Origin of the sequence: Knoellia koreensis, from assembly GCF_013041615.1 — a bacterium.
In the GTDB taxonomy this organism is placed as follows: domain Bacteria; phylum Actinomycetota; class Actinomycetes; order Actinomycetales; family Dermatophilaceae; genus Pedococcus; species Pedococcus koreensis.
In genome coordinates this window covers 762,316-774,421 of sequence record NZ_JABEPQ010000002.1, presented here as the reverse complement: position 1 = coordinate 774,421, position 12,106 = coordinate 762,316, and the positions used below count along the sequence as shown (strand labels likewise).

Below are 12,106 nucleotides of genomic sequence, written 5' to 3'. Positions count from 1 at the left end.
GGGTCCTGGCCGAGGGCTGGCGGAAAACTCGGCCCAGTGGCCGAAAGTTCCGGGGCCTTAGCCGCGGGCGGGCCGCGCACTCGGCCGAGTGGCCGAAAGTCCCGGGGACCTGCCCGCCGGCCACGCGGGTCACACCCAGCTGGGGAACCACATCCGCAGCGACCACTGGCTCTGCGGGATCACCTGCGCCGTGTAGATCGGCCAGAAGAACGCGAACAACGCCAGCGTGAGCAGGCAGAACGCGCCCACGGCATACAGGCCGAGCTCCCGGCGACGCCACGAGTCGGTGCGTTTGCCGAGGACCAGGCCCAGCACGAACACCACCGCGAAGATCACCCACGGCTCGAACGCCACCGTGTAGAAGGAGTAGATGGTGCGCTCGGCCAGCGGGAACCACGGCAGGTAGCCGCCGACCAACCCGGCGACGATCGCCCCGGCACGCCAGTCGCGCCGGAACAGCCAGTAGTAGAGGCAGACGAAGATCGCGATCGCGCCCAGCCACCAGATCGACACGGTGCCGAGCGAGGTGATGGCCTTGCTGCACTGCGCCACCGTGCAGCCGTCCTCCCCGCGCTTGGGACCCTCGTAGAAGAACGACGTCGGACGGCCCTGGATGACCCACGACCACGGGTTGGTCTTGTAGGGGTGGTCGTCGTGAAGGTTGCGGTGAAAGGCGTAGATCTCGGTGTGGTACTGCCACAGGGACCGGAACGCCGGCGGCAGCCACTGCACGCCCTTGCCGGGGTTGAGCTCGGCCCACTGCCGGTCGTAGCCGCCGTCGGACCGGAACCAGCCCACCCACGAGGTGACGTAGGTGATCGCGGTGAGGCCGCACATGACCAGCGCCGCCCACAGGCCATCCCTGGTGATCGTGCCCCAGAACCAGTGCCGCAGCCCCGCGGCCCGCCGCGCACCCAGGTCCCACCACACCGTCATCAGCCCGAAGGCCACGAGGAAGAACAGCCCCGACCACTTGGTGCCGGCGGCCAGCCCGAGGCAGATGCCGGCGACCCACCGCCACGGCCGCCACCCGAGCCATGGCCCGAGCCCCGTGGCGAGCTGGCGCACCGACATCCCGGCGACCTTCTCGGCGAGGATCTCGCGCGACCGGTCGCGGTCGATCAGCAGCGCGCAGAACGCCGCCAGCGCCCAGAACATGACGATGAGGTCGAGCAGCCCCGTCCGTGATTGCACGAAGTGGTGCCCCTCGAACGCCACGAGGAAGGCCGCTATGGTCCCGAGCAGGCTCGACCCGAACATCCGTCGCGCGGCTCGCCCGATCATGAGGATCGACAGGGTGCCGAGCACCGCCACCGAGAACCGCCAGCCCCACGACGACGTCTGCCCGAAGATCTGCTCGCCAACGGCGATGACCCACTTGCCGACGGGCGGGTGGACGACCAGGTCGCCCTCGGTGCCGAAGACGTCCGGGGTGCCGCGCGTGAACAGCTCGTCGGGCTTCTTGATCGTGTCGGGCACGCGCATCTCGACGCCGTACTCCAGCATCGAGACGCCCTGCTTGACGTAGTAGGTCTCGTCGAAGACCAGCTGGTGCGGCCGGTCCAGCGACCAGAACCGCAACACCCCGCCGACCGCCGCGAAGAACAGCGGCCCGAGCCAGCCCCACAGGGTGTCGGTCGGCCGGAACCCGAGCAGGCGGGCGCGCAGCTCGTCCACCCGGGTCATGCCGAGCACCCTAATCTGCGGGGCTGCGAGGATGAGCCAGTGACCCTCGTCCTGGCCGCCACTCCGATCGGTGACCCGCGCGACGCCGCGCCCCGGCTGGCCGAGGAGCTCGCGAGCGCCGACGTCGTGGCCGCCGAGGACACGAGACGGCTGCGCCGGTTGTGCGCCGAGCTGGGCGTGACGCCCGCGGGGTCGGTGGTGAGCTACCACGAGCACAACGAGTCGGCGCGGACCCCCGAGCTGGTCGAGCGGCTGATCGCGGGCGACCGTGTGGTCGTCGTGACCGACGCGGGTATGCCGTCGGTGTCGGACCCGGGGTACCGGCTCGTGTCCGCGGCCGTCGCCGCCGACGTGCGCGTCACCTGCGTGCCCGGGCCCAGCGCCGTGCTCATGGCCCTGGCGGTGTCGGGTATGCCGGTCGACCGGTTCTGCTTCGAGGGCTTCCTGCCGCGCAAGCCGGGTGAGAAGGCACGGGCGCTCGCGGCCCTCGCCGACGAGCGCCGCACCATGGTCTTCTTCGAGGCTCCGCACCGGATCGCGGCGTCGCTGTCCGCGATGGCGGAAGCGTTCGGCGCCGACCGGCAGGCCGCGGTCTGCCGGGAGCTGACCAAGACCTACGAGGAGGTCAAGCGCGGCGGGCTCGCCGAGCTGGCCGCCTGGGCCGCCGACGGGGTCAAGGGCGAGATCACCGTCGTCGTCAGCGGTGCCCCGGCGGCAACGGTGACATCCGTCGAGGAGGCTCTACCCGGCATACGGGAGCGCGTTGCCGCAGGTGAGCGGCTCAAGGACGTGTGCGCCGACGTCGCGGCGACCACCGGTCTGTCCAAGAAGGCGCTCTACGACGCCGCCGTCCGCTAAGGCCTCAGGTGAGCCAGGAGAGGTGGTCGCGCAGCAGCGCGTAGCCGACGAAGGCGACCACGTCGAGCAAGGTGTGTGCGACGACCAGCGGGCCAACCCGCTTGGTCTTCGTGTAGAGCCAGCCGAAGACGAGCCCCATGACGACGTTGCCGATGAAGCCGCCGAACCCCTGGTAGAGGTGGTAGCTGCCGCGGATCAGTGCCGACACGAGCATCACGACCGGCAGCGACCAGCCGGCGCGCAGCCAGCGGTTGTAGAGGTAGCCGATCATGACGACCTCCTCGAGCACCGAGTTCTGCACGGCGGCGAGGACGAGCACGGGCAGGGTCCACCAGTTCTCGCTGAGGTTGGCGGCGGCGACGGTGGTGTTGAAGCCGAGGGCCTTCGCGGCGAGGTAGAGGCCAAGCCCGGGTATGCCGATGGCGGCGGTGAGCAGGGTGCCGCGCCAGAGGTCCTGGCCGGGCCGGCGGAAGTCGAATCCCATGCTACGAGCGGCAGTTCGCATGCCCTGGCCGTTGTCGCGACCGAGCAGGTAGAGGGCAAGGATCGCGGGGATGACGGCCACCGCGATGCCGACGAGCTGGTAGGCGAGGTCGAGCCACGGACGGTCGGGGGTGACCGAGCTGTTCATCGCGGTCGTCTGCTGGTTGAGCGCGACGTTCTGGGTGAGCTTGTTTACCAGCGACAGGACCGACCAGACGGCCGAGGCGCCGAGGCCGACGCCGAGGACGAGGGCGGACTCGGTGAACAGGTCGCGCCGCGTGGGCGGGCGCCATGCTCCGTCGGCGCTGTCGGCGCCTGGGTCCGCGGGCTCGTCCACGCTCACAGCGGTGAGGGTAACCCGTGGAAATCGACTCGACCTGGGCGCCCACACGGCATACCGTCTCGGTCGTGGACATCTCCTGAGCCGACCCGTGCCCGCCTTTGCCGCCCCCTCGTGGCCGCGAAGGGACGCCATCGTCCCCAGGAACCTGATGCCCACCACCCTCACCCTCACCGATCTCGACGTGACGTTCGGTGCCCGCCCGCTGTTCAGCGGTCTCGACCTCGCCGTCGCCGATGGTGACGTCACCGCCGTCGTCGGGCCCAACGGGTCCGGCAAGTCCACGCTGCTGCGCACGATCGTCGGGGAGCTGCCCGTCGAGCACGGCACGATCCGTCTCGCGCCGCGCGACGCCACGATCGGCTGGTTGCCGCAGGTGCTGCCCGACGCCACCGAGTCGCTGCTCACCTATGCCCGGCGCCGCACCGGCGTGACCTCGGCCGACGCCGAGCTCGAGGCCGCGACGGCGGCCATGTCGTCGGGGGCGATGGGCGCCGACGACCGGTATGCCGTGGCGCTCGAGCGGTGGCTCGCGCTCGGGGCGGCGGATCTCGAGGAGCGGCTGCCGGAGGTGGCTGCCCGGGTCGGCCTCGACGCCGACCCGGAGCGGCCGCTGGGGTCGCTGTCGGGCGGGCAGGCGGCTCGGGCCTCGCTCGTCGCGGTGCTGCTCAGCCGATATGACGTGCTGTTGCTGGACGAGCCGACCAACGACCTCGACCGGCGTGGGGCCGACCTCGTCACCGAGTTCGTGGTCGGCCACGGCGGGCCGGTGCTCGTCGCCAGCCACGACCGGGCGTTCCTCGACGCCGTCGCCACCGACGTGGTCGAGCTCGACCTGCACCAGCAGCGGGTGGCGCACTACACGGGCGGGTGGAGCGACTACCGGGCGCAGCGCGACCTCGACCGGCGGCACGCCTGGGAGGAGTTCGAGGCGTATGCCGCGGCGCGCGACGGATTGGTCGCGCAGGCGCGCCAGCGGCGTGAGTGGGCCGAGCGGGGGCGCGAGTCGGCGCACCGCCTGGCCGGGACGCGCAGCGAGGCCGACAAGTTCATCCGCGAGAAGCACCGCGCGCGGGCGGACCGTCAGTCGGCCAAGGCGGCGCGGATCTCACGGGCGGCTGACCGCCTCGAAGCAGTCGAGCAGCCACGCAAGGAGTGGGAGCTGAGGTACTCCCTGACGGAGGGCGCGCCGTCGGCGGACGTGGTTGCGACCCTGTCCGAAGCGGTCGTCGAACGCGACGAATTCCGTTTGGGGCCAGTCAGTCTCGTCCTCGCGCGGGGTGAGCGGGTGGCCGTGACGGGCGACAACGGCAGCGGCAAGACGACGTTGCTGGCGGCGCTGTTCGGGTCGCTGCCCCTGACGTCGGGGCGGCAGTCGCTCGGGACTCGGGTGCGGCTCGGCGTGCTGGACCAGCGGCGGGCGCTGCTCGACAGCGACGACTCCGTGGCGGACGTGGTCCGGGCCGCAGTGGGCGCGGATCCGGCGACCGGGCAGGAGTGGAAGCTGGCCGACGTGCGCACGCTCCTGGCGAAGTTCGGGCTCGGTGCCGAGCACGTCGCGCGCCCGTCGCGGTCGTTGTCGCTGGGTGAGCGGACCCGGGCCCTGATGGCGGTGTTCCAGGGACGCGGGGTCAACACGCTCGTGCTGGACGAGCCCACCAACCACCTCGACATCGCGGCCATCGAGCAGCTCGAGGCGGCGGTGGCAGCGTTCACTGGAACGGTGGTCCTCGTCAGCCACGACCTGCGGCTCGTCGAGGACCTCGCGATGACCCACCGTTGGCACGTGGCCGACGGCCAGGTGCGGGTCGAGGTGCTCTGACCGGAGCCGACACGGTCGCAAAAACGGCGGTTGCGCGGCATACCCACCAGCAATTGCTGTCGGGGTCAGCGCGTAACCGCCGTTTTGCCTGAGGGCCGACTAGGCGAGGGCTGGGCGGTCGCGGCCGCGGCGACGACGCCAGCGGCGCACCTTGAGCCACAGCCACACGAGCAGCCAGGCAAGAGCGATCAGCACGACGATCACCAGCACCGGCAGGAAGACGGCGACGAGGCTGAGCCCCACCGACGTCCCGTCCTCGACCGTGGATGCGACCGGCGCGCCAAAGCCGAGCGTGCCGGCGTTGATCGCGGGGCGGGCGGCGGTCTTGCCGGTGTGGACGAGCCCGGACACGACCACGCCGAGGACGATGCCGACCCACGGGTGGTCGCTCATCCAGGTCGACTTGTCGATGTTCTCGGCCGCGGATGTCGCAGCGAAGATCAGCCCGCCCATGCTCGGCCGGATGAACGTCTGCACCGCGTCGTTGACCGAGTCCACCGCGGGGATCTTGTCGAGCAGCACCTCCGCGAGCAGCAGCACGGCGCCGACGCCGATGGCCCACCATGACTCGATCCACGCATACGACTGCGGCAGGGTGATGACGTCGGTGAACTTCGACAGCAGCGCGACGATGAGGAACGGGATGTAGGCGTTGAGTCCCGCTGCTGCGGACAACCCCATACCGGTGAGTGCGGCGATCACGGCTACCTCCTGCGGGGCGCTGACGTGCCCGGTCTGGTCATTGTCTACCGGGCACAGCCCAGACGCGCGCAACGACGGGCCGGTTCCATGCCGGTTGGGGGCGTGAGGGTGCGGCAAACCGCACCCTCACGCCCCCAACCTCTCGACCCGCCGCCGTGGGCGACGCACCGGGGCGTCACTCGCCCTTGACGTTGACCACCTGCCGCAGTGTGTGCCGGACGGTGACCAGGTCGGCAGCGTCGGCCATGACCTGGTCGATGTCCTTGTAGGCAGCGGGGATCTCGTCGAGGAACGCGTCCGTGTCCCGGAACTCGATGCCCGCCATCGCCGCCCGCAGCTCGTCGTGCGTGAACCGCTTCCGGGCCGCGCTCCGGCTGAACTGGCGGCCGGCGCCGTGCGGTGCCGAGTTCAGCGCGACCTTGTTGCCGAGGCCCTCCACGACGTACGAGCGGGTGCCCATCGAGCCAGGGATGAGCCCGGGCTGACCCTCCCGCGCCTCGATGGCGCCCTTGCGGCTGACCCACAGTCCCTTCTTGCCCCAGTGGTCCTCCTGCTGGGTGAAGTTGTGGTGGCAGTTGACCCGCTCGTGCTCCTGGACGTCGGTCCCGAGGAACTCGCCGAGCTGGCGCAGCACCCGGTCCATCATCTCCTCGCGGTTGAGCAGGGCGTAGTGCTGGGCCCACCGCAGCTCGCGGATGTAGGCCCAGAACTCGTCCGTGCCCTCGACGAGGTAGGCGAGGTCGCGGTCGGGCAGCTGGATCCAGTGCCGGTCCATCAGGGTCCGGGCGATCGCGATGTGGTGCTGCGCGATCTTGTTGCCCACACCCCGCGATCCGGAGTGGAGGAACGCCCACACGCCGTCCTGCTCGTCGAGGCTCAGCTCGATGAAGTGGTTGCCGCTGCCCAACGTCCCGAGCTGCTCACGCCACCGCCCGGCCCGCTGGTCGGGGTCGAACCCGGCCTTGGTTGCCATCGCCTCGAGCTCGCCGATGCGCGGCTGGGCCGTGGCGACGATCTTGCGGTTGGCGGCACCGGCCGACAGGGGAATGGCGCGCTCGATCGACTCCCGAAGGGGAGTGAGCGACTTGCCGTCGAGATCGTCGCGCGTGAACTGCGTGCGGACCGCGATCATGCCGCAGCCGATGTCGACACCGACCGCGGCCGGCATGACCGCACGCTCGGTCGGGATCACCGACCCCACCGTGGCGCCGAGCCCCAGGTGCGCGTCGGGCATGAGCGCGAGGTGGGGGAACACGAAGGGCATGGTGGACGTGCGCAGGGCCTGCTCTCGGGTCTTGTCCTCGAGGACGGAGGCCCAGTTGATGAGCTTGGTGTTGATCTGATGCATGACGCACCTCCTTCGTGGACGTGTGTGCGTCGGTGACCGCGGACTCTCCGGGCCGCAGACGAGGGTGACAGGGCAGGTATGCCGCGCACCAACGGTTTTCGCGGCGTCAGCCATGGTGCCGGGGTGGAAGCTTTCGGGCGAGTGGCCGAAAGTCGCGCTCCGCTTGGCTCAGATGTCGGCTCGGCTGGCGAAGTGTCGTCGCCACTGTGGCTCGAGCTGGCGAGGCACGCAGATGCCCCGCGACGACATGGCCGTGCGCACCCGGGTCAGCACCTGCGTCGGGTCGCCGTAGACCTGCGACGACACGACAACCACGAACTTCCAGTCCTCCGCCTCGAGGTCCTCGCGGCGCATGAGGTCGCCCTCCCACTGGTCTTCGCGCTCGATGTGGTGCCGACCGTCGAACTCGATGCCGAGCTTCTGCTGGGGAAACGACAGGTCGATGCGGTACCGCACCCAGCCGCCCTCGTCGACCACCTCGAAATTGACGACCGGCTCCGGCAACCCGGCCAACACGATGAGCATCCGCAGCCGGCTCTCCATCGGCGAGTCGACCTTGGCGCGCACCAGCGATGCCGCCTGTCGGAGCAGCCGAGCATGCTGGCCGTCCCACGCCGCTGCCGCTGCCGCGAGCTTCCGCGGTGTGGTGGCTTTGGCGCGCACCAGCGAGTCCCCGAGCACCACCAGCTCGACCAGGTCACAGTGGGGGCCGAGGTCGAGGAAGGTGCGCTCCGGGGACGTCACGGGCAGACCGCGTTGGGTCGTGGACGCCGGCATTTTCACGACGCGGTGCGATCGGATCCCGTCCACTTTCTGGCGGTTCTTGTGTGGCACCGTGATGTGGATCGCCGAAGAATCGGGTGGGATCGCGCCCCATAGCCGCGCCGCCGTGTGGTGGGTGATGACTGCTTTGGCCGGGGAGATGGTCAGTGCCGCGAGGGCTCGAAGTGGCAGGGTGAGCTGCAGGTCCGAGGAGACGTGGACACCCCAGAACACCTGTTGGTAGCCGGGCCCGGCCAGCGCGTGGTCCTTGACACCCGCCCGCTTCGCCTCAGCGCGCGTGAAGGGAACCCGCGGGTTGAACTTGCGTCTCGGGAGGGCTCGTCGGGGCACCTGACCACCATGCCGAGTTCGCCATGAGCGGGTCGGGAGTTGTCCACAGGGTCACGCGACCTCACCCGCGCAGGTTTCGGGCGGGTGGCCGAAAGTTGCAGCCCGATTGGTGGGGGTGGGGTGAGGTTTCGGGCAAATGGCCGAAAGTTGCTGAGCCTCAGCCTGCCGTCCGCTTGACCGCCTCACGAGCGACCGGCGAACCACTCCTGCGGGTGCAGGCTCCGCACCTGCGGTTTGCCGACGTGGGCGACGACGGGCTGCCAGACCTTCAAGGGAACGTCTTCGGCAAACCAGCCAAAGGCCGACAGCGTGGGGTGCGTGCGAATCAGCTCGGGGTCGTCGGGGGCGAGCTCGACCCGGTTCTGGAGCTGGAGCTCTTCCAGCGCCGGCGCGGCCAGGGCTGGTGCGATGGACGAGAGTCCCTTCATCGAGCCCAGCTCGATCCGGGCGAGCCGGGTCAGGTTCCTGAGGTCCGGGAGATCGTGGACCCGCGGCAGTCCGTACAGGCTCAACAACTCCAACGAGCGCACTTCGGCGACGGCCGACAGGTCGGTCAGTCCGCGAATCTGGTTGAGGCACAGGTAGAGCAGGCCGTCGCAGCCGCGCACGCAGTCGGCCGACTCCCGCGAGCCACCTCGAACGTCGAGCCACTCCAACCGTGGGAGCCGCGCGAGCCAGCCGTCCGGGACCATCACTGCCCACAGGGTCAGCCGGCGAGCGGGGGCCATCCAGCCGAGATCCGCGTCGTCGAGAACGGCATGGTCGAGCCAGGCATCGTCGGGGCCGCGCCAGCGCACGACGTCGCGCGCTGCGGCGAGCTTCGCCACAGAGCCGAGTATGCCGTCGGGCCCAGCGCGCACGGTGAGGTTTCGGGCGGGGGGCCGAAAGTTGCAGTCCGATCGGTGGGGGTGGATGAGGTTTCGGGCGGGTGGCCGAAAGCTGCAGCGGGCGCGCTGGGGGAGGCGGTCGCGGAGGTGAGCGGGCGGCATACGTGATGTGCGCGGGAAAGCGACTTGCCGTGCGCGCATAGGATTCGCCTGTGACCAAAGTCCTTTCCGCTGTCGCCTGGCCGTATGCCAACGGCCCGCGGCACCTCGGCCACGTGGCCGGGTTCGCCGTGCCCTCCGACGTGTTCAGCCGGTACATGCGGATGGCGGGCCACGACGTGCTCATGGTCAGCGGGTCGGACGAGCACGGCACGCCGATCCTCGTCCTCGCCGACCAGGCGCAGGTGACGCCGCAGGAGTTCGTCGACCGCAACCACGCGATCATCGCCCACGAGCTCGCCGACCTCGGCTGCTCCTACGACCTCTACACGCGCACCACGACCGTCAACCACTACACGGTCGCCCAGGAGCTGTTCACCCAGGTCTGGAAGAACGGCTACATGGTAGAACAGACCACCCGGGGCGCCATCTCGCCGAGCACCGGACGCACCCTGCCCGACCGCTACATCGAGGGCACCTGCCCGATCTGCGGCTACCCCGAGGCGCGCGGCGACCAGTGCGACAACTGCGGCAACCAGCTCGAGCCGACCGACCTCATCGACCCGAAGTCCAAGATCAACGGTGAGACACCGGAGTTCGTCGAGACGCAGCACTTCTTCCTCGACCTGCCCGCGCTGGCCGACGCGCTGCGCGAGTGGCTCGAGGGACGCGAGGCGAGCGGCACGTGGCGGCCCAACGTCATCAAGTTCAGCCTCAACATCCTCGACGACATCCGGCCGCGCGCGATGACCCGCGACATCGACTGGGGCATCCCGGTGCCGCTCGAGGGCTGGCGCGACCAGCCGACCAAGCGGCTCTACGTCTGGTTCGACGCCGTCATCGGCTACCTGTCGGCGTCAGTCGAGTGGGCGCGCCGCCTCGGCGAGCCCGAGCGCTGGCGTGAGTGGTGGAACGCCGACGCCACCGGTGAGGACCAGCTGTCCTACTACTTCATGGGCAAGGACAACATCACCTTCCACTCCCAGATCTGGCCGGCCGAGCTCCTCGGGTATGCCGGGAAGGGGGCTCGCGGGGGCGAGCCCGGCTCGTTCGGTGAGCTGAACCTGCCGACCGAGGTGGTCTCGAGCGAGTACCTCACGATGGAGGGCAAGCAGTTCTCCACCTCGCGCGGCTACATCATCGGCATCCGGCACGTGCTCGACACCTACGGCCCGGACGCGATTCGTTACTACATCTGCGCAGCCGGCCCGGAGAACCAGGACGCCAACTTCACCTGGGCCGAGTTCGTGCAGCGCAACAACTCCGAGCTCGTCGCCGGCTGGGGCAACCTCGTCAACCGCACCGCATCGATGGTGGCGAAGAACTTCGGCGAGGTGCCGCAGCCCGGGCCGCTCGAGCCGGTCGACGAGGCGGTGCGGGCCAAGGTGCTCGCGGCGTTCGACACCGTCGGTGACCTGCTCGCGCGGCAGCGGGTCAAGGCGGCCGTGGCCGAGGCGATGCGCACTGTCGGCGAGGTCAACAAGTACGTCACCGACACCGAGCCGTTCAAGCTCAAGGGCGAGGACCAGCGCGAGCGGCTGGCGACCGTGCTGCACACGCTCGTGCAGTCCGTGGCCGACCTCAACCGCATCCTCGCGCCGTTCCTGCCGCACTCGTCGAATGCCGTTCACGCGGCCATCGGGGGCGAGGGCGAGTTCATGCCGATGCCCTGGATCGAGGAGGTCCACGGACTCGACGACGGGGACCGTGAGCGGGTCTACCCGATCGTCACGGGTGAGTACACGCAGACGCCGCGCTGGGAGTCCGTGCCGGTGACGGTGGGGGCGCCGGTCGCCAAGCCGACCCCGATCTTCACCAAGCTCGATGAGTCGGTGGTCGAGGAAGAGCTCGGCTCGATCGCATGACGCCCCACGACCAGCGCAGCGGGCATGGGCGCGTCCCCGACGCGCCCGACCCGCTCCCGATCCCGGTCGTGGACAACCACACGCACCTCGACATCGCGCGCGACGGCGAGGACCTCCCGGACGTGGCCGCGGCCATCGCCGCCGCCACCGCGGTCGGCGTCGACCGCATCGTGCAGATCGGCTGTGACCTGCCCGGCGCCCGGTTCACCGCCGAGCAGGTCGACCTGCACCCGCAGATGCTCGGCGGGGTTGCCATCCACCCCAACGAGGCACCCAGGCTCGCCGCCCAGGGAAGTCTCGACGCGGCATACGCGGAGATCGAGGCGCTGGCCTCCCACCCACGCATCCGCGTCATCGGCGAGACCGGGCTCGACTACTTCCGCACCGGCCCGGAAGGCCTTGCGAGCCAACAGGATTCGTTCCGGTGGCACATCGACCTCGCCAAGCGCACCGGCAAGGCCCTGCAGATCCACGACCGCGACTCGCACGACGACGTGCTGCGCATCCTGGCCGAGGAGGGCGCGCCGGACCGCACCGTCATGCACTGCTTCTCCGGCGACCTGGAGATGGCGCGCGAGTGCGTCGAGCGGGGTTACTACCTGTCGTTCGCGGGGACGGTGACCTTCAAGAACGCCGCTGGGCTGCGTGACGCCCTGGCCGTGACACCCCTGGAGCGGGTCCTCGTCGAGACCGACGCGCCCTACCTCACGCCGGTGCCGTGGCGCGGAGCCACCAACGCGCCCTACCTCGTGCCGCTCACGGTGCGGGTGATGGCGGGGGTGCTCGGTGTCGCCGTGCCGACCCTGTGCGAGGCGATCAGTGCCAACTCCGAGGCGGTCTACGGCCCCTGGTGAGCCCCGGCGAGTTGGTCGATTGCTTACGGGGTCGTTATCAAAATTTGAC

10 protein-coding genes are annotated in these 12,106 nt (G+C 70.0%); 4 read left to right on the top strand and 6 right to left on the bottom strand.

The window, feature by feature from the left end; genetic code table 11:
* Window positions 1-129 precede the first annotated feature (129 nt).
* Window positions 130-1,686 carry a dolichyl-phosphate-mannose--protein mannosyltransferase gene (locus HJG52_RS11935; RefSeq protein ID WP_171243782.1) on the bottom strand — a complete coding sequence of 519 codons (1,557 nt, stop codon included), beginning with the start codon at window positions 1,684-1,686 and terminating at the stop codon, window positions 130-132.
* Window positions 1,687-1,725: 39 nt separating this feature from the next.
* Here HJG52_RS11935 and rsmI point away from each other — a divergent pair, with 39 nt between their 5' ends.
* Entirely contained in the window at window positions 1,726-2,544 is an 819-nt protein-coding gene (rsmI, locus tag HJG52_RS11930) for a 16S rRNA (cytidine(1402)-2'-O)-methyltransferase (RefSeq protein WP_171243781.1), read from the top strand.
* 4 nt (window positions 2,545-2,548) lie between these two features.
* Here the strand turns inward: rsmI and HJG52_RS11925 are convergent, their stop codons facing one another.
* Entirely contained in the window at window positions 2,549-3,364 is an 816-nt protein-coding gene (locus tag HJG52_RS11925) for a CPBP family intramembrane glutamic endopeptidase (protein ID WP_346767740.1), read from the bottom strand.
* Between the two features lie 154 nt (window positions 3,365-3,518).
* Between HJG52_RS11925 and HJG52_RS11920 the strand changes: the two genes are divergently transcribed.
* On the top strand, window positions 3,519-5,189 hold the full coding sequence (locus HJG52_RS11920) for an ABC-F family ATP-binding cassette domain-containing protein (protein WP_171243780.1): 1,671 nt from the start codon (window positions 3,519-3,521) through the stop codon (window positions 5,187-5,189).
* Between the two features lie 99 nt (window positions 5,190-5,288).
* Here the strand turns inward: HJG52_RS11920 and HJG52_RS11915 are convergent, their stop codons facing one another.
* The 4 genes from HJG52_RS11915 to HJG52_RS11900 form a co-directional block, all read right to left on the bottom strand.
* Window positions 5,289-5,891 (bottom strand): DUF4126 family protein, encoded by a 603-nt coding sequence (locus tag HJG52_RS11915; protein ID WP_171243779.1) that lies wholly within the window; start codon window positions 5,889-5,891, stop codon window positions 5,289-5,291.
* A gap of 175 nt (window positions 5,892-6,066) precedes the next feature.
* Window positions 6,067-7,239 carry an RtcB family protein gene (locus tag HJG52_RS11910; protein ID WP_171243778.1) on the bottom strand — a complete coding sequence of 391 codons (1,173 nt, stop codon included), beginning with the start codon at window positions 7,237-7,239 and terminating at the stop codon, window positions 6,067-6,069.
* Window positions 7,240-7,407: 168 nt separating this feature from the next.
* Window positions 7,408-8,352 (bottom strand): type IV toxin-antitoxin system AbiEi family antitoxin, encoded by a 945-nt coding sequence (locus HJG52_RS21655; RefSeq protein ID WP_171243777.1) that lies wholly within the window; start codon window positions 8,350-8,352, stop codon window positions 7,408-7,410.
* 182 nt (window positions 8,353-8,534) lie between these two features.
* Window positions 8,535-9,179, bottom strand: a complete 645-nt coding sequence (locus HJG52_RS11900) for a leucine-rich repeat domain-containing protein (RefSeq protein ID WP_206070529.1) — start codon at window positions 9,177-9,179, stop codon at window positions 8,535-8,537.
* A gap of 212 nt (window positions 9,180-9,391) precedes the next feature.
* Here HJG52_RS11900 and metG point away from each other — a divergent pair, with 212 nt between their 5' ends.
* Together metG and HJG52_RS11890 are read left to right on the top strand one after the other, a co-directional pair.
* Window positions 9,392-11,203: a methionine--tRNA ligase gene (gene metG, locus HJG52_RS11895; RefSeq protein WP_171243776.1), complete on the top strand. Its 1,812-nt coding sequence runs from the start codon at window positions 9,392-9,394 to the stop codon at window positions 11,201-11,203.
* On the top strand, window positions 11,200-12,057 hold the full coding sequence (locus HJG52_RS11890) for a TatD family hydrolase (protein ID WP_171243775.1): 858 nt from the start codon (window positions 11,200-11,202) through the stop codon (window positions 12,055-12,057). The genes metG and HJG52_RS11890 overlap by 4 nt, the downstream gene beginning before the upstream one ends.
* The last annotated feature ends 49 nt before the right edge of the window (window positions 12,058-12,106 follow it).